Below are 21,855 nucleotides of genomic sequence, written 5' to 3' on the forward strand. Positions count from 1 at the left end.
AGCTGAAGCCAAAAACCAAGTTGAGATAAAAATATTAGAGATATTCAGAATAGCTCGATGACTATATGAAAAATACATTTACGCTGTTGCTTCGTACTTTTTTTGGATTGTTATGCTTAATGGTAATGACGGGTGCTTTTGCAAAAGAGGACCCATTTGCTGTTTATAAGCCTCTAGCTACACCGCCAATTAACCTCTCTGATACCGTATTGGTATGTTTTCCTGAAGGGAATCAAAGGAATCATGATCTTATTTTATTGGATGATGACGGAAACGCATTAGGTTCTCAATATAGTTTTGAATGGGAAATCATTAGTCACGTAGAAGGAAACCTAGGGTTTAATAATGGTAAAGATATAGAAACCAAGAATAATGTTAAGCTAAAACCTGATAGTAAGGATGAGGATTATGCTGAAACCCTTATAAGGGTAAAAGTGTGGGAAAACGGCTGTGCTGATACATCTACTCCATCAACGTGTTATAATGAGAAAGATATTACGGTGATCTTTTTCCGTATGCCGAAAGTAACGTTGACAGTGGATCCTGTTGGACCTTCTTTCTGTATTCCAATCAATGGGGAAGCAACAGTAACAATCTCTGCTGAATATGATAATGATAGGGCTAAAATTACACCTGAATGGGTGATAACCACTACAGGAGCAACAGCGGAAGCAGATAATGATTATCAGGATCAAATCAATCAAGATCTATCTTCAGACTTTACTTTGTCACTAACGGTTGACAATACGCATTTTGCTCCTGGAGAAAGTATGATTGAGATGACTATCAGTGACAATGGAGTGTGTGCAGCTGAAGATAGTGAACCACTGGTACTGTATTTCTTTAAGTCTTTTGATTTGGATCTTACAGTTTTTGATCCTCAATGTATTGAACAAGGGGGCTCAATTGGGGAGGTGTATGCGGGTGATGCAATTGCAACAGCAGGCCTTTCTTACAATTGGGTAATTGATAACTCAGCTATTAGTTTCTCACAGGATAATACGACAGGTCAACTTTCAGTTGATCAGGTTACTTTCCCTGACAGTGAGTCTCAGGTTACGGCAAATGCTATCCTGACTGTAACCAGTGATAGTTGCGGCGCTGTATCAGATACAATCCCGATGGTTTACAATAGAATACCTGAGGAGTTGACATTGGCTATACCTACTGCATGTGTGGATAATGGAGCCAGCTATACTGTTCCAGATACAGACTTTAAGATTGACCCTATCAACGGTTTTACCTACAGTGTTGCTTCGTCTACACCGGACGTTACGGCGAGTCTAGATGCCAATGGCATATTAACGCTTTCCAACATTAATTTCACTGGTAGTAATAGTGTTATAAGTGGAGATATAACCCTGACGATTAGTTCGGCTACTTGTGGAGATGTTTCACAGGATATAAGTTTTACAGTCAGCCGAGGTCCTGAATTACCCAGTCTTCCTACTTCAATTGAGCTTTGTGCTTTGAATGGGGATGATTTTGCCAATGTAATCTCATCATGGACAGGCATTGATAACTTTACTTATACCTGGACAAATAGTTTTACTGGAGGTACAGTAGCTGTTGATACACTCAATAACGGTGTTAGCCTAAATGATGTCACCTTTACAGGAGCAAATCAAGAAATAACAGGTACTCTAAGTCTGGCTGTTGATGGTGTAGGAGATTGTGACACTAGTGTAGATATACCAGTAACAATCAGTCGTATACCAGATCAGTTTACTTTTGATAGCATTTCTGTCTGTGTATCTGAAAACTTGTCTTCACCAGTTGTATTGCTGCCTTCAAATACGAGTGATTCAGGGTTTACCTATACATTGGATATTGTCAATATTCAAAATGGTACAATAGGTTTCAGTATTGTTGGTGATGACAACTCAGGTATTGAGTTGAATAGTGTTGATTTCTATACTAACCAAACCCAAATAGACGCAGTGGTTGCTATTAGGGTAACAGGTGTGGGAACTAACTGTCCAATCTTGGAAGACTCAATTCCGTTAACGATTCATCGTTTGCCAGAGCAGCTGGAAATTACAAGTCTGAACTTATGTGCTTTCAACAATACAGCGCTGCTGGAAGCGATTGAAGCCAATGCAGATGCGATTCCAAATTATGAGTATATCTACAACCTTACTGGAATAACAGGAGCTGATAATATTGAGCTTGATACCGTTGGGTTCAATAGCTCAGGTGTAAACTTTACAAACATTGAATTTACAGCGGGAGCATCCAAGATAGAAGCTACTTTGGAACTGACTGTCAATAACCTGAATGGAGGTTGTTCCAACTCGGTAACGATTCCTGTTACGATTAGTAGAATCCCTGATCAGGTAAATCTGACAGATATAGAATTATGTGTTACAAATGGAGAAAGCGGTATAGTAGCAGTAACGGCTGACCCTGTTGAAATTGCCGATTTCTATTATAAGTGGTCGCTTCAAGGCGGTACTAACATAGACTTGTCCTTTACTTCGGATAGTTCTGGGGTGTTTTTTGATAATATCACGTTCCCATCTGGAGCAAGTGTGATCAATGATGTCTTGGAATTGGAGGTACAAGGCTTGGATGCTGCTTGTCAAACAACTGCTTCTATACCTGTGACACTATATCGGGTACCGGATCAATTGGGGCTGACAGAAATTAGGCTTTGTGCTGTAGATGGACAAACAGATGCTTTGGAGGCTGTAGTGGCTAATACAGATATTATTACTGGATATTCTTACAGCTACTCATTGGTAGATGGAAGCAGATTTAAATATAGAACAACAGGGAGTGATAACTCAGGTGTTGAGTTTTATGATATAGATTTTGACGGTACTTCCAATCAGATTACAGATAGCCTAAAACTTGTAGTCAGTGGTATGATGGGACTTTGTGAAAATGAGGTAACCATACCAGTAACTATTGATAGAATTCCAGTAGCAAGTACATTAGGTCCAATAGAGTTTTGTGCGCTGAACAATGAGTCAGGATTTGATGTAGTGACGCCTGATGGGGATGCGATTGACGGGTTTGTCTATAACTGGACCTATGTAGCTACATCAGGAGGTACGGTAAAGGTGACTCCTTATGGAAATAGTGATTCAGGAGTTCAATTGGATGATGTTACTTTTGGAACGAATGAGAGTGTTATTAAGGGAACATTAAAACTTGAAATTACAGGTGTTGAAGCATCTTGTGGTCTGTCAGAGATCAATATTCCAGTTACGATTAACAGAACGCCAGATGCCTTGGCACTGAACGATACAAGTTTCTGTGCAGTGGATGGCGCAACGGATATTGTGGTAGTTCAGCCAAGTGTTGAAACAATTACTGGCTTTGACTATGACTGGACGGTTGGAACACCAACTGGAGGAACGGTGTCAAAAGATGCGACATTTGATGAATCAGGTGTAAGCTTTAGCACAGTGACATTTACAGGGGCTAGTAACAAGATTACAGTTCCGCTTTACTTGAAAGTAAATGGCACAGCAGGCTGTAATGATTCCACCAGCATTGACGTGACGATTCACCGTTTGCCAGACTTAAGCAGTTACGCAGCTGTAGAAATCTGTGAATTTGACAGTACTTATAACCTGAACATTTTCGGAGAGCAACCATATGTAACAGGCTTCAACTACGATTGGAGTTTTACGACAGGACCTGATAATGGAACAATTCAGCTATCAGCTTCAGGAAACAACAATTCCCAGCTTGATTTTGCTTCAATCATTTTTGATGGAGGTAAATCAACCATTACAGGTGAACTGACCCTAAAGGTTGAAAATGTAGATGCTACTTGTGAGGCACAGGAAACGAAAATACCGGTTACGATCTATAGAAGACCTAACCAGTTGAAGGTAAATGCCCTCAATATTGTACTGTGTTCTGAGACGGAGAATGATGTGGATAACGTGGTGCCTGCCAATCTTCCTACCATAGATGATTATGAATATGAGTGGGAGATCGTAACAGCAGATTTGAATGGAGGTACTTTTGATATTTTGGAATTTGGAAACGACAGCTCAGGCGTTCATTTCAGGGATATCGTTTTTGATACCGACAAGGATCAAATTACAGGTAGTCTTCGTCTGACTGTAAATGGCTTAAGCCCTATTTGTGGAGATACTACTTCTATCTTGATTCCAGTAAATATCCAACTGGAGGCAAGTCCTTTCAATATGCCAACTGGACCTTATTGTGTGGTGGACGGACATCCACTATTGGAAGTGAACCCAGACACTGTTGTTCAGGCGGGTATTACTTATACATGGACAATAACAGATCCATCAGGCGCACCTCTTTCGGATGCACTTTCAGGAGGTACCTTGACAGCCGAACAGTTTGGAGCAACAGGTTTTGGACTAAGATTTAAGGATATCAACTTTGCTGACAACTCAGAGCAAATTAGTGTGAAGTTGAATCTTGAGCAGGTTACAGATTGTGACGTTTTAAATCAGGATATAGTATTAGTTATTAACAGAAAGCCAGATTTGTCTGACTTGCTGGCTGATCCACTTTGTTTGGCAACAGGCGGTTCAGCTCAAGCCGTTACAGCAAATACGGAGACCATAGGAGATTTTGATTATAGCTGGGAGGTGATCACTGCGGCTGATTCATTGACAGGTGGTTCATTTGAAGTAGAACCAACAGGTAATATGAACTCAGGGCTGATTGTGAAGAATGTAACATTCGATACAGGAAGCAGTAAGGTCAACGGTTATGTAAGAGTAACGGTCAATAACGGGTGTGAAGTAGTATCGAAAGATGTAGCCATACATATAGAACGTATAGCGGACGAGCCAAATGACCCATTGGAAGTCTGTGTGATAGAAGGAACAAGTGGGGAGTTGCTGATTGAGGAATTGGCAGAAGAGGTGACCGACTTCGATTACCAGTGGACGATAGACAGTATTGAACCTGCCGGAAGCTCGTTTACATTGGTTCTTGGCGGAAATAATAACTCAGAGGTATCACTTGATAATATCCACTTTGATGGGGACAGCAGCCAGATCAGGGCAAGACTACAAGTAGTGGTGGATGGCAGTTGCGATGCTACACCATTCTATAAGGATGTCGTGATTAACCGTATTCCAGACTTGACATCAATTGCTGACGTGGAGCTTTGTCAGATGCATGGAGATGGTACATCAAGCGCTATATCAGCTATTGTGAATAATGATGTAATCGATGGCTATACTTATACATGGGTATTGGATTCGCTACAGGGTGGCTCATTTGATATAGAGCAGGTGGCGACGAATGTATATGGCTTGAATGTAAGAAATATAACCTTTGACCATGAAAGTAATCAGATCAGAGGTTGGGCGACAGTAACCTTGAATGGTGCTTGTGAACCATTGAGTGCTTCAGTGATGATTACTGTAAACCGTAAACCGGACCTGAGTTACTTATCTGTTGATCCTCTTTGTGCTGTTGATGAGGCAGGTGAAGAAATTGTAGCAGTAACGGAGCATACAGAGATTATCAAGGATGTGGCTTACACATGGAATTTCATTAGTGCAACGGATGGCTCATTTAAGGTAAAAGGATTTGGAGCTGGTAATACAGGTATGATCGTCTATGATGTGAACTTTGCAGACAGTAAATCCCAGATTCTGGGTAAAGTGGAGGTGACTGCAGCTGGAACTGGTGCTTGTGATCCGACTACTACTACCTTGGATATTATCATCAACCGTCAGGCTGATGTGTCGATAATTGAAGTACTGGAATTCTGTGTAGTGGATGGCGAGGCAAGCATTGAAGCAATCGCAGAGTCAAGTGAATTGATTGAGAATTTCAACTACAATTGGAATCTGGTTAATATAAATGGAGGTACACTGGGACTTGATACATTGGGTAACAACAACTCTAATGTCAATTTTACCAATATAGATTTTGGTACAAATGAAAGTCAGATCACAGCAGACCTTGTATTTACTGGAACAGGTGCATGTAATGTAGATACCGACACGATTGCAATTACGATAAACAGAGCTCCTGATATCAGTTACATTGCGAGCAAAACTTTCTGTGCCTTGGATAGTGCTACCAATATTGAAGTTTACAGTGCTTATCCTGAAACGATTCCGGGTTGGACTTATAAATGGACATTGGATGCAGGCTCTGTAAATGGGGGTGATTTTACCGTTTCAGCATCAGGAGCAGATAGCTCTGCCCTGAATATTGATATGGTAGATTTTGAGACAGGTAGCAATCAGGTAAGTGGTTGGGTAAAAGTAGTATTGGAAGGTGCCTGTGAAAAAGACAGTACCAACTTCTTGATTACAATCAACCGTCAGGCTGAAGCTCCAAATGATGCCTTGACACTTTGTGTGATAGAGGGGGCTGATAACCAGTTGTTGGTTGAAGGACTGTCGGAAAACGTAGCAGGTTTTGATTACCAATGGACAATTGACAGTATTGAGCCTTCAGGAAGTTCTTTCTCAATGGTATTGGGAGGGAACAACAATTCTGAAGTAACGGTTAATGATATCCATTTTGATGGAGATAGCAGTCAGATTAGGGCAAGACTTAAAGCAGTTATATCTGGCAGTTGTGATGCTACACCATTCTATAAAGATGTAGTGATTAATCGCCTACCTGATTTAAGTGATATTGCAGATGTGGTCCTTTGTGAGAAGGATGGAACAACCAGCATTGTTCCTGCGATTGTCAACAATACAAAAATTAATGGTTATACCTATTCATGGGCATTGGATGGAACTTCCCTTGCCGGAGGTAGTTTTGACATTGAGCAAGTAAGTGCTGATGTATATGGTTTAAATGTTAAGAATATCACCTTTACAGGTACCAGTAATCAGGTTACAGGACAGGCTATACTGACTGTAAATGGAGCCTGTGATACAGTGGACCCGATAGCTGTGACAATTACAATTGACCGTGCAGCTGATTTGGATGGGTTGACGATTGATCCGCTTTGTGCCTTGGATGAAGGAGGAGAAGAGCTTGAAGTAGTAGCAACTGGTGTAATTGATGAGATTGATGGTGTTACTTACACTTGGACTTTTGTAAGTGCGACGGATGGTACTTTTGAAGTAAGGGGCTCCAATGGTGATAATACAGGTACAGGTTTGACTGTCCATAATATCAATTTTGCAGATGGGAAATCCCAAATCAATGGACAGGTAAGGGTAACTACTTCAGGTTCGTGTGCAGATGTTGACTTACTTTTGGATGTCACAATCAATAGAAAACCTGAGGCTGCAGAAATCGAAACATTGAACTTCTGTGTGGTAAATGGTACTGCTCTGATCAATGCAATCGAGGAAGCTACAGAGACAGTCGATGGCTTTAGTTATAGCTGGTCACTGAATGTTTTGAATGGTGGAAGTATGGGGCTGAAAACCTCAGGAAATAATAACTCTCAAGTCGATTTCGAAAACATCACATTTGATACAGATAGCAAATTGATTGAGGCAGAATTGACCCTGACTGTTATAGGTGGTTGTGATGCTGATAACCATGTGATTAATGTTACTATTGACAGAGCACCTGACCTAGACTTTATTGCCAATCAGGAATTCTGTGCTGTAGATAGTGCACAAACGGTAATGGTCTATCCAGAAAATACTGAAACCTTAGACGGTTGGAATTATAATTGGGTGTTGGATGGGTCTTCTGTAACAGGAGGAAACCTGACCATTTCTGCATCAGGAAATAACAATTCAGGACTAAGAGTAGACTTGGTTGATTTTGCTGAAGGTAGCAACAGAGTAAGTGGTAAAATAACGGTTACCTTGGAAGGTGCCTGTTCTCCTGCCAGCAGGGACTTCTTTATTATAATCAACCGTGAGGCTGATTTGAGTTACCTGACTGATCAAGCACTTTGTCAGACAGATGGTGATAACAATATCATGTTGGTAGATGTATATGATGAAACCATCACATCTTTCAATTATGACTGGACAGTAAAAGGAACTATATCTGGAGGTGACTTTACCTTAGTTCCTCAAGGGACGGATGGCTCTGGACTAATGCTGGATAGTTTGAGTTTTACATCAGGCAGTAGTGTGATCAATGCAACCTTGACTGCAACAGTAAGTACTCCTTATTGTACTGTGACCAAAGACATTCAAGTAACCATACAAAGACAACCTACTTTTGCAGAGGCTTCAGAACTGGTATTGTGTGCAGAACAGGTTGGAAGCCTGTCTGCTGTAGCAGTAGATGCCGCTTTGTTCAGTTATCAATGGGAAATTGTGAGTATTGAAGGTGCTCAACCAGCTGTAGAAACAGCTCTGACTACCTTAATTGAAGGGACTACAACTCCTGTGATTAGTAATTTGGTTGTTGCCAATGATGCATTTGCAGATGGCTTCGGTCTGATTACAGTTCAGGCTCGAATTACTGCTGTAAATACAGCTGTTGGTGGATGTGAAACGCCTCAGGAATACACAATCGTATTTACCAGAATTCCAGAAATCATTCAGGAGTCAACAGATGTGGAAGGTTGTTCAGAGACACTGACTACATTGCTACCTTTTGGTGATGAGAATGTGGAAGAGGATTTTGGCTTTACATGGAAACTAGTTGAAGGTAGTGTAGTAGGCGCCAATACAACGGGTATCGATCAAATTAGAAATACTGTAAATGCCTTTACAGGACAAAACCTAGGCGTAACAGTCTATGAAGAAGACTTTATAGATATCAACACAGAAGAGATCACCTTTGAGGTTGAGCTAACTGTAGCTAATAAAAAGAAAGAAGACTGCCAGCGAGATAGCAGTACAGGAACCTATACCATGACATTCCACCGTTCACCACATGTGGAATTGCCGGAATTTGTAGGGGTTTGTGAAGCTGACGTTATTACCCTAAGCTCTTCAGTACCGAAAGTGGGTTACTTGGATTATAGCTGGGAAATTACAGATATAGAGGGAGGAACAATTGAAAGTATTTCGGACCTCAGTCAATTTGAAATTCAGTTAGGCACACCGATGTTTGATGCTGGTAGCTTCGAGATCAGAGCAAAAGCTACATTGACTGCCGTGAACCCTAAGACGCCAGATAGCTGCCCAGGTATCAAGACGACAGAAATTCTGTTCCATAGAACTCCGGAAGCAGTATTTACAATGTCTTCTGAGGTGGGTTGTGCTATGCAGGAAACACTGTTTGATGCTTCCGAATCAGGTGTGCCATCTGGAGAGAATATCTACGAGTGGGACTTTGATTACGACGGAACATTTGTGGCAGATTTGTCAACCAATTCTACAGATGCATCGCATTTGTATACAGGATCAGGTAGTTATACTGTAGCGTTAAGAGTAATTACAGAGTTAGGTTGTACGTCAGAGCTATTTATAGAGTCATTTACGATTCATCCTTCACCAGTGGCAATATTCACGATGCCAAGTAGCTTGTGTATTGATGAAGCGTTTACGACAACCAATAGTTCAACACCGGGTATTCCAAATGGAACAATTGCTTATCGCTGGATTTTGGATTATGACAATGCACCGGATCAGGTAGCTTCAACAGATGAGATAATAACACATGCTTATACTCAAGGAGGTGTTTATACAGTAGCATTGGAAGTGACAAATGAGTTGGGTTGTAAGGATACAGCATTCCATCAGGTTGAAGTACTGGACTTGGCAGATGTAACAGTGACAGATACACAGTTTATTTGTGGAGGTTCATCAACAGTACTAGCAGTGAACGGTGGAGTGACATACGAGTGGAGCACAGGAGCAGTAACAGCTTCTATTACGGTTTCGCCAGCAGAAACAACTACTTACTATGTGACTACTTACAATGCCAATGGATGTCCTAGACAGGATTCGGTATTGGTAAATGTAATTCCTGAAGTAACGGGTGAGTCATATATGGAAGCCTGTGAGGGAGACATGGTGGAGCTAGATGCAAATATGGATATTGAAGGTATAACTCAGACATACTTGTGGGAAGATGGACAGACATCTGACAAGATCTATGTATCAGAGCCTGGAGTTTATAGTTATACAACAGAAGTTACGGATATTGAGTCTGGAACTACTTGTACATATGACCATGAAATTACCTTGGTGATGAATCCTCTTCCAGCAGAGGCTTTAGATGATCAAAAGACTTTCTGTTTTGAGGATGGTGCTCAAATCCCGCTTGAAGCAGCAGAAGGGGAGAATTATATATATTACTGGGAAGATACAGGGGAAACAACGAGAACAGTAGTTAGGGGAGAAGAAGGTAGTTATACTGTATTGGTTACAGACTTGTCTCATGAAACAAGCTGTACCACTGAAGAAACTATCGTAGTGCGTGAAGCATGTCCTCCGAAGATATTCGCACCAAATGCATTTACTCCAAACGGAGATGGTATGAATGACACATTCTTTATCGAATCGAAATTCCTACTGAATATTGAGATGAAGATTTATAACAGGTGGGGAGAGATTATTTTCTATAGGGAATATGCAGATGGAGAAGAACTTCGAAACCCTGACAATGGCTGGGATGGTACCTATAGAGGAAAACCAGTAGAACTGGGTACTTATCTCGTTACGCTCAAATATGAGAATGAGTTGTTCCAAGGGAAAACATTTAAGGATGAGAGAAGTGTCACAGTGATTAGATAGTATTAGCATTTAGATAAGGGTTGGTTACAGATTAGTAGCCAACCCTATTTTTTTGTATAAAACTATTTAGTGGGTAATTGTAAGAGTGTATAAAATGTTACCCGAATTAATTTCAGGTTGGTATAAAAATTGAATAATAACATTCTTTAAATATTAATACTCTTCACACACACATTGCAGGGAATTGTTTATGAAAAAAACACTACTAAGGTTAGGTGTCACTTTAATGGCTGCACTAAGCTTGATGGCTTGTAGCGAAAGTGAAACCGGTACAGCAAAATTTGCAGTTCGATTAACAGATGCACCTGGTGACTTCAAAGCATTAAATATCAATGTACAGGACGTTAAAATCCATGTAAATAATGCAGAATATAGTGGCTGGATGAGCATGGAAGGTGTTGAGAAAGGCATGTATAACCTAATGGAGCTGACAGGTGGTGTGGATGTATTGTTGGCAGAAAATGAATTGCCTGCTGGTAAAATCTCTCAGATCAGATTGGTATTGGGAGAAGGCAATACACTGACTGTTGGTGAAAAAGAAGTTGCGCTTAAAACACCATCAGCTGAAACATCAGGTTTGAAATTGAACTTGCATGCAGAATTGACTGAAGGTATTACATATATCGTGTTGCTGGATTTTGATGTAGCCAAATCAATTGTGGTATCAGGAGAGGACAAGTACAGTCTGAAACCTGTAATCAGGGCAATTGCAGAAGCGACTTCAGGTGCTGTCACAGGACAGTTGGTACCAGCTACTGATGCTGTTGCTTATGCGCTACATGAAGGCGACACTTTAGCAAGTGCATACACGGATGAGAATGGTGTATTCTTATTGAGAGGTGTAGAGCCTGGTACTTGCGAAGTAAGCATTGAGCCTTCAGCAGAAAGCCATATGGCTCCTGTAATGATTGAGGGAGTTGAAGTGGTATTGGAGAAAGTAACAGACTTAGAGACAATCGAACTGGAAGAAGAAGTGCAATAATCCAGTACTTGTTCATGAAGGGTACCCTCGGGTATCCTTTTTTCCAGTTGATATACAGAGGAAAGCAGTGGCAGTTGCTTTCCTTTTTTTATGAAAGATATTTGATGGTAAATTTATTCATCGTAATATTGCGATATGGGAACAACGAAAACAGAAGGATTTTCTCAGCAGACCATGAAAATGGCAGATGCCTTGAAAGCATTGGGACATCCGGCAAGACTTGCCATTATGGACTTCTTGGCGACAAGGGACGCATGCTTTTGCGGTGATATTGTTGAAGAGTTGCCTTTGGCACAATCAACGGTATCTCGTCATTTGGCAGAGCTTAAGAATGCTGGGCTAATCCAAGGAACGATATCAGGTAAAAATACCTGCTATTGTGTCAATCAGGAAAACTGGAAAGCTTTACAGGAGGCTTTTGCCGCTATGGCCGCAAGAGTATGTAGCCCAAAATGCTGCTAAAAAAAATTTGATTTAATTCATCGAAATATTACGATTAAACTCATTGAATTATGAATCAGGAAGAACAAAGACTGAAAGATATTGTCAAAGAAAAATATAGCGAGATTGCTAAGCAGGATAAGGCAATCAATGCAGCTTCTTGCTGTGGTTCTGGAGAGATCTCACAGGAAGTTTACAACATCATGACTGACAGTTATGAGGAACTGGAAGGTTATAATCAGGATGCGGACTTAGGTTTGGGTTGTGGTTTGCCTACGCAGTTTGCTCGTATCAGTAAAGGAGACACCGTATTGGACTTGGGTTCAGGAGCGGGAAATGATTGCTTTGTCGCACGCCATGAAACAGGCGAAACAGGTAAAGTACTCGGTGTGGACTTTACGCCTGCCATGATCAAAAAAGCAAGAGAAAATGCTGATAAGTTGGGCTTCAATAATGTAGAGTTCCGTGAAGGAGATATTGAGGATATGCCTGTTACTTCTGATACTATCGATGTTGTGGTTAGTAACTGTGTATTGAACCTTGTTCCTAACAAGAATGCTGTAATCAAGGAAATCTTCCGAGTATTGAAACCAGGAGGACATTTCAGTATTTCTGATATCGTATTGGTGGGAGAACTTCCTGAGCAAATCCAGACAGCAGCTGAAATGTATGCAGGTTGTGTGTCAGGGGCCATTCAGAAGTCTGAGTATCTGAACCTGATTCATGAAAATGGTTTCCAGTCGGTGACAATACAAAAGGAGAAGCCGATCATTGTACCTGATGATATTCTGAAGAAGTACCTGTCAGGTGAGGAAGTTGAGAAGTTTAAGACAGAAGGAGCTGGTATTTACAGCGTAACAGTGTATGCTGAAAAGGCGGGTGCTAAAAAGGACAAACCAAAAATCCGACTTTCGGATTTGCAAAGTGGTAATGCCTGTACACCAGGTTCAGGTTGCTGCTAATAAATCAATGGGCAGTAGATACAGTCTGCTGCCTGTTTTTAGGATAAAACTACTTTAAGACAAACAGACATGATCAACCAAACACTTTCTGATTATATCGAATCGGTTGTAGCGGAATTTGACCAGATTCCTGAGGAAAGAAAACCACTATTGAAGCAGGTAGCTGATTTTGTAGAAAACAGCCTTGAAAAGGAAGGGATTGCGAACCTTACCCTGATTTGTACACACAATTCACGCAGAAGCCACCTTTCTCAGGTTTGGACGCAGGTAGCAGCTTACTATTATGGTATCAGCGGTGTGTTTGCTTATTCGGGAGGAACAGAAGCGACCGCTATGTTTCCTTCAGCTGGGAAGGCACTTTCAAAGGCAGGGTTAGAGATCAATAAGTTATCGGAAGAAAGCAATCCTGTTTATAGCATCAAGTATGCAGAAAACCAGCCGGCAATTATTGGCTTTTCCAAAACATACGATCACGCATTCAACCCTCAGTCGGGCTTTGCAGCAGTGATGACTTGTACACATGCCGATGAGAATTGTCCGGTGATCCCATCTGCTGGTCAGCGTATCTCATTGCCTTTTGAGGATCCGAAAGCATTTGACGGGACACCTCAGCAGGAAGAGAAATATGATGAGCGTTGCCGCCAGATAGCCCGTGAGCTATTCTATGCTTTTTCACTGATTCGCTAAACTGATTTTAAACAAAAAATTAAAATGGAAATGACTTCACAGGAGTCTGTTTGCGTCAACAAGCAGCCCAAGAAACTCTCTTTTTTGGACAGCTACCTGACACTTTGGATATTCTTGGCAATGGCTATTGGTGTAGGGATTGGTTACCTGTTCCCATCAGTGGCAGATGGTATCAACAGTATGTCTGTGGGTACAACCAATATTCCTTTGGCAATTGGGTTGATCTTGATGATGTATCCTCCTTTTGCGAAAGTGCGCTATGAGGAAATGGGTAAGGTGTTCAGCAATGTAAAAGTACTCTCACTGTCATTGGTGTTGAACTGGATCATCGGTCCGGTACTGATGTTTGCCTTGGCATTGATTTTCCTTCAGGATTACCCTGAATATATGGTCGGCGTGATCTTGATTGGATTGGCAAGATGTATTGCTATGGTGATCGTATGGAATGAGCTGGCAGAAGGCAGCCGTGAGTATGCGGCAGGACTTGTGGCACTGAACAGTATCTTTCAGGTGCTGCTTTACAGTGTATATGCTTACCTGTTTATCACCGTATTGCCTCCAATGTTTGGATTTGAAGGACTGGAGGTCAATATCACCATGGGAGAGATTGCTGAAAGCGTAGCGATTTACTTGGGTGTTCCTTTTCTGGCAGGTATGCTGACAAGAATGGCACTGGTAAAAGCGAAAGGCAAAACTTGGTATGAGGAACAGTTCGTACCTAGAGTTTCACCTATTACACTGGTGGCTTTACTGTTTACTATTGTGGTGATGTTTAGCTTGAAAGGGGAGATGATCGTGCAGATTCCAATGGATGTGTTGCGCATTGCGATTCCACTTGTTATCTACTTCACTTTGATGTTTGTGATCAGTTTTGTGATGGGAAAATGGTTGGGAGCTGATTATTCTAGAAACGCTTCCATTGCCTTTACAGCAGCAGGAAATAACTTTGAATTGGCCATCGCTGTTGCAATTGGTGTCTTCGGTATCAACTCAGGACAGGCTTTTGCAGGTGTGATTGGACCATTGGTAGAAGTGCCCGCCTTGATTGCTTTGGTAAACCTAGCTTTCTGGCTGAAGAAAAAGTTATACGACAAGCAAGCTGCATAAGCTTGATGATTAGGTAGAGATACATAATAAAACAGCCTCTTCAGAGATGAAGGGGCTGTTTTGTATTATTTCATTTGATAGCTCAAAGCCTCTGTTGGGTTTCCCATTACCCGACTGAAAAATGCTTTCATATAAGCCATGTCAGGCTTGAACCGGTACTGTCGCTGCTCAAATGTCTGTTGTCCATCCTGCTCTGATACGGCATAGGTAAAAACAAATTTTCCTTCTGCCTTACCTTTCCATCCATCAAACTGACCAAATCTTAGGTCATTGATCAGGTACGTATCACTTCCTTCTTTTTCAACCGTATAGTATCCTTTTGTGACCTCCAGTAATCTTTGAAGTTTTGGTGTCATCTCCAATGTAGAAAGTAGAGTGTGATTTTTAGGAGCATATAGAAAATCAACAGCTTGACTTTTATCAAAGATAGAATAGAATCCTGTATAATATCCATCTGGAGTTTCGGCTGTAGCTGTCCATAGAAATGCATTGAGTGGAGTCGCTTTGGTGATATGACGCTCAGACTGGATTCCTTGTGCTTGGAGTGCCCGCTCAAAAACCTTGTCGGCTATTTGTTGGTTGAAAAAACCTAATCCCAAATAGGCTGTGCTGACAAATAACCCAAGCGTATTTAACCATCGACGTTTGTTACTGATTTTAGGGTAACACATTGCCGCAATTAACAATGCCATAAACGGAATGGTATAAAATGGGTCAACGACAAAAACAGAGTAGGTTGCAAACCCATAATGGCTAAACGGATAAAGCAGCTGTGTCCCCCAAGTAGTACAGGTATCCAGCAGTGTATGTGTAAAGAACCCAAGAAAAAAGAGCCAAACCCAATCCTTGAATTTCGTTGTCCGGCTATACCATTTGTGTAATAGCCAAGCAAAAAATGGCGAAGCCAATACACAGAAGAGGATTGAGTGGGTAACACTTCTGTGGAACGTCAACTCTCCAACAGTATCCAAAAATGGACTAGCCAACACATCCAAGTCCGGAATAGTACCGGCTACAGCACCCCAAAGCGCTGCCTTATTACCAATTTTTTTCCCTAAAACAGCTTCTCCTACCGAAGCGCCCAATACAATTTGTGTTACAGAATCCATAATCAGTTATAGTGAGAGCTGTTTGTTCAGCCTGTTTTTCTTTGTGATTGTAAGCACGGAAATGGTTATTCCGCCTTTAAATATCAGCAGCTTTCCTTAATTTGTACAAAATAAAAACTGTTTCTGTTGATTTTTCTACTTAGTCTTTGCCAGAAGAGCTGATTATCAACCGCTACACTGTAAGATTATGAAAGTTGTAATACCTGTAGCAGGACGAGGTTCTAACCTGCGTCCTTTAACCAACACACAACCAAAAGCCTTGCTGCCAGTTGCCGGCAAACCGATTATCGGTCATATCATAGACTTCTTCAAAGAAAAGGGGTTTAAGGAATTTGTCCTGATTATCGGTTATATGGGGACACGGATTGAGGAATTTGTGAGAACGCATTATAAGGATAATGAAGACCTGACCTTCGAGTTTGTCGTGCAGGTACCCAGAGAAGGGTCGGCACATGCTATTTGGGCTGCTAAGGAATCCCTAAAAGAGGAGACAGAGTTGTTGATTTGTTTGGGAGACTCTATTGTGGAGTTGGATTTTGAGCGGTTTATGAAAATAGACGGATGTGCCGTAGGGGTCAGGAAAATTGACAAGCCGACTGATTTTGGTATTGCTGAGCTGAGCAAAGATGGTTATGTCAAAAGGTTGGTAGAAAAGCCTCGTATTCCTATGTCCAACCTTGGTTTGGTAGGCATCTACAAGATTGATGACGCCAAGGCATTGATTGAAGCAATCGCTTACATTATCAAGAATGAGATAACGACTAATAATGAATTCCACCTGACGGATGCCTTGCAACAGATGTTGGTAAAAGGTAGCAAGTTCACGGCAATGGAAGTAAACAGTTGGTTTGATTGTGGGCATAAGGATACTTTGCTGGCAGCCAATGCCACATTATTGGCAAGACCCAACTTCCCGCTTTCCACAGAGGAAGAGTGTGAAAATTGCGTGCTGATACAGCCTGTTAAAATTGGGAAGAACTGCAAGATCTCGAATTCTATTATTGGACCTAACGTAGTGATAGGAGATGATTCGATTATCGATGGTTGCGTGGTAAGGAATTCAATTATTGGGACTTTCAGTAAGTTGGAGCAATTGATACTGGAAAGTTCACTAGTGGGGCACGATTCCACATTGAAAGGAGCATTCCAAAGTCTGAACCTTGGCGATCACACAGATATCCGTTTTGGAAGTTGATAAGTTAGTTGACGAGTACAGTCAAAATAAAAGCGGTATGGAATAACTCCATACCGCTTTGTGCTATATAAACTGACTGATCAGACCTTAGTAAAGGTAGTCAAGAGCAGTTTTGTCATTGTTGTTGAACGGACGGTCACCACCATCAGTACAAGCAAGCATCCAAGATTTTTTAGAAGCCTGAACTTCACCGATAGCAGGTGTACCAGGGATATATTCAGCACCTACAGTACTTGCACCCTCATTGCTTGGAGAACCACCACAGCTAATGCTTCTGTCATAGAAGTCTGTGTGACGGAAGCCAATACAGTGACCAATCTCATGAGCCATAATTGTAGCGATACCATTTACGCTCAATCCATATGAAGACTCAAGGATACCACTCATTTTGATTTCACCATAAGGGGCACCATTGTTTGATGGGAAGCCAGCAGAACCTAGTACGCCTCTTCTTTCATCGCCTTTACGCAATCTTGTAAATACGATATCTGCTTGGCTGCTGCTAGATACTCTTGACATTGTGATGCTAAGGTTCTCAGCATTGTAGCGAGAGATAGCCTCGTCAAGTGCTGCTACATAAGTAGCACTATAGCCATTTTTTCCACCTTGTGGTACATAGAATGTGATATTACGGCTACCGCTTACAGCAACAAGGTTGGTAGTGTGATAGTGCTCGTCGTGAGGTAGTGCATTACCTTCTTGTAGAGAAGCAAGGTCAGCAGCAGAAATATAAATATCCCCTTCTACTAGGTAACCATCTTCGAATGTAATAGGTGCTTGGTTTTTAACATCAAAACCAGCGTTTGTCAGAATAGCTAGTACATTATCAGATACTTCTTGTGGTGAATCTACATCCTGTTGCTCACAAGAAGAAAACATCATTGCTGCAATGAGCATGAAGGCGCTAATTACGCTCCACTTTTTCATAAAATTTGGGTGTTTAAAAGACATTATCACGATTAACAAAAAGTTGTGAATTAGGAACAAAAGAAGGCGACAAAGCACTCATTTAGTTGTGAAACCTAAATCCATAAGTGCCCGTCGCCTACAGAGTTTAACGTCCTTGACCAAGGAAGAGTTGAGAGAATTGGAAGGAATTTTCTCATATGTTTATGTTGAAGCCTTACAGCAGTATACCATGAAAGGGAGGCCTCGCAGGAAGCCTTTGAAGAAGCTGGATGATTACCGTAACAGCAGTCTCCAAGGGATAGAGACTAAACTCTTTTTTATTCTATATAGCTTGAAGGAGAATCCCACGCAAGAATCACTAGGATTGTATTTCAATATCAGTCAAAGTAAGGTAAGTGAATGGCTATATTTCCTGGGAAACTGCTTACTACAAACATTAAATTATGTAGGAGAGCTACCTGCCAATGTAATGGAAGAGTTTCGAAAAAAACTTAAGCCTTACTGGAGTGAAGTATTCTTAGTGGATGGAGTAGAACGCCTCATACAGCGTCCAAAGGACTCGGAAAAGCAAAAGATGAACTACAGTGGAAAGAAGAAGAGACATACTACCAAGAACCTTGTCATCACCGACAAAGAGGGTAAGCAAGTGCTCTATCTTTCTGAGACTGTAGCAGGTAGTATTCATGATAAAAAGCTTTTTGATCAACAACAGTTTGCCTTTCCTAAAAAAGGTATCAAGCTACTGGGGGACTTAGCCTTCAAGGGCATTGATCTTGATAATGTTACATTCATTGTGCCTATCAAAAAACACAAAGGGATTGAGCTACCTGATTTTATGAAAGAGGCGAATAGAAAGCTGGCAAGTATAAGGGTTCGTGTTGAGCATGCTATCTGCGGGATTAAAAGGCTCAGAATCCTCAAGGATATTTTCAGGCTAAGAAGAGAAGGGGCATTAGATAGAGTGATGAAAATTGGAGCGGGTTTACATAACTTCAGATCTCGAAGGAGAAGACTTGTTAATACATAGATTGTTAATCGTGATAAATACTAAAGTAAATAATAAAATAATTGAATGTTGGTTGTGTACACATTGGGATATTACAAATATTATTTCAATTCTCAATAAGAATAACACAAAAAAGTAATCATAAGTAATTGATATGTAAGTATTTGTATATTTCTATTTGTTGGGTTTTGTGCAAAAATCTAAAATGGAAGAATTATTACTAAAGTTATATTTTTGATACGTTTAGGTTGCGTTATTGTGAATTTATCTCCCAAATGTTTAATAAATGTAAATAGAGTTATTGTTCTGATTTGTTAGAAATATCATATTCATTCTTTTTATTTAAAGTTGTTAACTTTTTTGAGGTGATATTTTAAGAATACAATGTTTTGAGCGCATTTTTTCCCTAAAAAAGTATGCAATTTTCGGTGTTATTGACATTGATAAAATGTGATGATTCATTTGTAAGTGTTTGGTATACAAATAATTAATTTAACTGTGTTAAGAGGCTGATTTTTATATTTTGGTTACATATAACACTTATGAGTAAACTTTAGTGAAGTGATCTTTAGATTGAAATTCAAAAAATGAAGTGTGTAGCCTTCTCAGTAGATAAAGGCATGCAATAACTGAAGGATAGTCGTTAACTTTGAGCTATAAGTTAATCTGATTTGTTTTTACTTCTTTATATAATTCTAATAACATGACTAACCGTGTCATGTTCAAAATGTTATTTATTCTGATTTTTAGGTGGTTAAGCCACAGATGTAACTATGTACATTTGTGGTTTTTTTGTTTGTAACATTTAGTAAAGCTGTTGATTTACAATGGCTTTAGTTAGTTGGAAATAGGCTCGATGCCGTTTTGCTACATATATGCTACATTGATAGGACTTTTTTCACTGGCATTCAATTTTTTAATAACCTATAGATTTTTTTGCCATGACATCTAAGTCAGTCATTGTAGCTGTTCATCAAAACTTTAGAAAGGTGAATGCAAACGTACAGTACTACCAAAGAGGTAGAAAGAATTCAGACTCCGTAACAATCTATGCACGTATCCATTGTGAGGGCGAAAAGGGTACAGGGTTTTCAACCGGAATTACATGCAAACTAATTGATTGGGGTGGTACTAGAGACTTGATCAAGTCATCTTACCATAGCGCAGACAACCAGCTACTTCAGAACTTTAGAAATGAAATCAAGATGCTTTACGCTCGAATGAAACCAGAGTTTAAGCAGATCACACCAAAAATGCTTCAGAATGAATACAACAAACAACACAGAGGAAAACATATCAAACTGGTAGAATGCGCTCAGCTATTTCTTGAAAAGAAAAAGGAGGAAGTGACTACTTCTTCCTATGATGCTTATAGGTACAGAATGAATAAGATACTGGATCACTTCAAGGAAATAGGAAAAGACACCATCTTGATAGCAGAAATTACGAAATCTTTGGGCAAGGATTTTATGACATGGATGCTTAAAAAAAAAGGCTATTCGGAACATTACACTGCTAGAGCACTCAATCTGCTTAATATGATGCTTAACTGGGCGGTAGAAGAGGACTACCTACAGTATAACCACTTGAAAGATCTAAAACTGAATCCTAAAAGTAAGTCAAAGATGATTTACCTAGATCGTGATGAACTGAAGCAACTGGAAGCTTATCAGCCTAGGAGCAAGTCAAGACAAAAAGCGGCTGATGTCTTCCGGTTTCTTTGCTATACGGGTATGAGTTATATAGACTATACTTTATTTCGATATGATAAGCACGTGGAGTATATCAGAAGGGCGCCACATATCAGACAAAATCGACAAAAAAACGATCAAGAGTTTCTGGTTCCTTTGAGCGAAAAGGCACTCGAATTGCTGCAAAAATATGATTATGTATTGCCATTCGTGAGTCATCCAATGATCAATAAGCACTTGAAAAGGATTGTTCAAGAGGTTGGGTCATTCCAATATTGCCACTACGGAGAAGTTTTATGCGAAGATTACCGAGATCAGTATTATTGAGGAGCTGGAGTTGATATTGAGAGATTGATAATTGTATACAACCTTTTTGCCTGTTTTGGGCAGTTTAGGGTATCTATTTTTCGCTTTTTGTATAAAAGTGGGCAGCTTTTGGGCATTATTTTTTGGCTGAAAGTGTTCTTGGTTTAGATACAGCCAATAACTAGCCTTTTGGACCTGGGAGGAGGTCTGGAAGAGTCTATGCACAAACGGAAAGCTTGCCTTAGCCCTAGGCAAGCTTTTTTTATGTTTTAGGCATTTTTCAGGTATTATAAATGTTATGTAGTTGAGAGTTATTCCACAGGCAGCGGACGTAACTTTCTTAGCCAATTAGCAACAGCATGACATATGCGAAAAAGGCTTGTCTCCGCATCATAGGCAAGCTTTTTTTTATTGGTTTGGGAATTATTATAGGCTGCAATTGTTATTGAATTGAGAGTTTTATCCAAGAAGAGAGGGGTAATACTTTCTGACTAAAATTAACAGCAGTAGTAATCTTTAGGCTAATGAAGGGAGCTTAAAGATTGTAAACACGAATAAAAGCTTGCCTAAGCAGAAGGCAAGCTTTTTTTATAGAATTGCTATTGAGTATAAAAAAGGTGAAATTTGCACCTTCATAAATAATTAAGATTAAAAAAAGCACAAGAAAGAATGGGCAGCCTCTGTCCATTTTTTTGTTAGTGCTGAATTAGGAATACCGATCCTAAAAAACGTAATGATTGAGTAGTGAAAGGCCTGTCACAATGTGATGGGCTTTTTGCGTAAATTATTTTTGAGATTGGTTTGTTATAAAAGTATACGTACTAGAAGTATCTTGACTCATGTTTATTCATTCACTGTAAAACCCGTCACCTTAGTGGCG

Annotated in this window: 11 protein-coding genes; 9 read left to right on the plus strand and 2 right to left on the minus strand. The window is 40.3% G+C overall.

Annotated elements, in window-relative coordinates; translation table 11 throughout:
- Positions 1-65 precede the first annotated feature (65 nt).
- The 6 genes from V6R21_RS06165 (at position 66) to arsB (ending at position 14,759) form a co-directional block, all read left to right on the plus strand.
- On the plus strand, positions 66-10,580 hold the full coding sequence (locus V6R21_RS06165; RefSeq protein ID WP_334241795.1) for a PKD domain-containing protein: 10,515 nt from the start codon (positions 66-68) through the stop codon (positions 10,578-10,580).
- Positions 10,581-10,770: 190 nt separating this feature from the next.
- A complete protein-coding gene (locus V6R21_RS06170) occupies positions 10,771-11,562 on the plus strand; it encodes a DUF4382 domain-containing protein (RefSeq protein ID WP_334241796.1) in 792 nt (263 codons plus the stop codon).
- Positions 11,563-11,697: 135 nt separating this feature from the next.
- On the plus strand, positions 11,698-12,024 hold the full coding sequence (locus V6R21_RS06175) for an ArsR/SmtB family transcription factor (protein ID WP_334241798.1): 327 nt from the start codon (positions 11,698-11,700) through the stop codon (positions 12,022-12,024).
- A 50-nt stretch (positions 12,025-12,074) separates the two neighbouring features.
- Complete coding sequence (locus tag V6R21_RS06180; protein ID WP_334241800.1) at positions 12,075-12,965, plus strand: arsenite methyltransferase; 891 nt, start codon at positions 12,075-12,077, stop codon at positions 12,963-12,965.
- Positions 12,966-13,034: 69 nt separating this feature from the next.
- Positions 13,035-13,652 (plus strand): low molecular weight phosphatase family protein, encoded by a 618-nt coding sequence (locus tag V6R21_RS06185; RefSeq protein ID WP_334241802.1) that lies wholly within the window; start codon positions 13,035-13,037, stop codon positions 13,650-13,652.
- A 24-nt stretch (positions 13,653-13,676) separates the two neighbouring features.
- On the plus strand, positions 13,677-14,759 hold the full coding sequence (gene arsB, locus V6R21_RS06190) for an ACR3 family arsenite efflux transporter (protein ID WP_334241804.1): 1,083 nt from the start codon (positions 13,677-13,679) through the stop codon (positions 14,757-14,759).
- 65 nt (positions 14,760-14,824) lie between these two features.
- Here arsB and V6R21_RS06195 read toward each other — a convergent pair whose 3' ends face one another.
- Positions 14,825-15,868 (minus strand): metal-dependent hydrolase, encoded by a 1,044-nt coding sequence (locus V6R21_RS06195; protein WP_334241806.1) that lies wholly within the window; start codon positions 15,866-15,868, stop codon positions 14,825-14,827.
- A 187-nt stretch (positions 15,869-16,055) separates the two neighbouring features.
- Between V6R21_RS06195 and V6R21_RS06200 the strand changes: the two genes are divergently transcribed.
- Positions 16,056-17,063: a sugar phosphate nucleotidyltransferase gene (locus tag V6R21_RS06200; RefSeq protein WP_334241809.1), complete on the plus strand. Its 1,008-nt coding sequence runs from the start codon at positions 16,056-16,058 to the stop codon at positions 17,061-17,063.
- Between the two features lie 87 nt (positions 17,064-17,150).
- Here the strand turns inward: V6R21_RS06200 and V6R21_RS06205 are convergent, their stop codons facing one another.
- On the minus strand, positions 17,151-17,990 hold the full coding sequence (locus tag V6R21_RS06205) for a M57 family metalloprotease (RefSeq protein ID WP_334241811.1): 840 nt from the start codon (positions 17,988-17,990) through the stop codon (positions 17,151-17,153).
- An 88-nt stretch (positions 17,991-18,078) separates the two neighbouring features.
- Here V6R21_RS06205 and V6R21_RS06210 point away from each other — a divergent pair, with 88 nt between their 5' ends.
- Both V6R21_RS06210 and V6R21_RS06215 read left to right on the plus strand, forming a co-directional pair.
- Positions 18,079-18,999 (plus strand): transposase family protein, encoded by a 921-nt coding sequence (locus V6R21_RS06210; RefSeq protein ID WP_334239830.1) that lies wholly within the window; start codon positions 18,079-18,081, stop codon positions 18,997-18,999.
- 920 nt (positions 19,000-19,919) lie between these two features.
- Positions 19,920-20,996 carry a tyrosine-type recombinase/integrase gene (locus tag V6R21_RS06215; protein ID WP_334241813.1) on the plus strand — a complete coding sequence of 359 codons (1,077 nt, stop codon included), beginning with the start codon at positions 19,920-19,922 and terminating at the stop codon, positions 20,994-20,996.
- Positions 20,997-21,855: the final 859 nt, after the last annotated feature.

The sequence above is a fragment of the Limibacter armeniacum genome, from assembly GCF_036880985.1.
Taxonomy (GTDB): domain Bacteria; phylum Bacteroidota; class Bacteroidia; order Cytophagales; family Flammeovirgaceae; genus Limibacter; species Limibacter armeniacum.

Coding starts and splice junctions, on each gene's coding strand:
- V6R21_RS06165 (WP_334241795.1), top strand. CDS start 66: ATGAAAAATACATTTACGCTGTTGCTTCGTACTTTTTTTGGATTGTTA.
- V6R21_RS06170 (WP_334241796.1), top strand. CDS start 10,771: ATGAAAAAAACACTACTAAGGTTAGGTGTCACTTTAATGGCTGCACTA.
- V6R21_RS06175 (WP_334241798.1), top strand. CDS start 11,698: ATGGGAACAACGAAAACAGAAGGATTTTCTCAGCAGACCATGAAAATG.
- V6R21_RS06180 (WP_334241800.1), top strand. CDS start 12,075: ATGAATCAGGAAGAACAAAGACTGAAAGATATTGTCAAAGAAAAATAT.
- V6R21_RS06185 (WP_334241802.1), top strand. CDS start 13,035: ATGATCAACCAAACACTTTCTGATTATATCGAATCGGTTGTAGCGGAA.
- arsB (WP_334241804.1), top strand. CDS start 13,677: ATGGAAATGACTTCACAGGAGTCTGTTTGCGTCAACAAGCAGCCCAAG.
- V6R21_RS06195 (WP_334241806.1), bottom strand. CDS start 15,868: ATGGATTCTGTAACACAAATTGTATTGGGCGCTTCGGTAGGAGAAGCT.
- V6R21_RS06200 (WP_334241809.1), top strand. CDS start 16,056: ATGAAAGTTGTAATACCTGTAGCAGGACGAGGTTCTAACCTGCGTCCT.
- V6R21_RS06205 (WP_334241811.1), bottom strand. CDS start 17,990: ATGAAAAAGTGGAGCGTAATTAGCGCCTTCATGCTCATTGCAGCAATG.
- V6R21_RS06215 (WP_334241813.1), top strand. CDS start 19,920: ATGACATCTAAGTCAGTCATTGTAGCTGTTCATCAAAACTTTAGAAAG.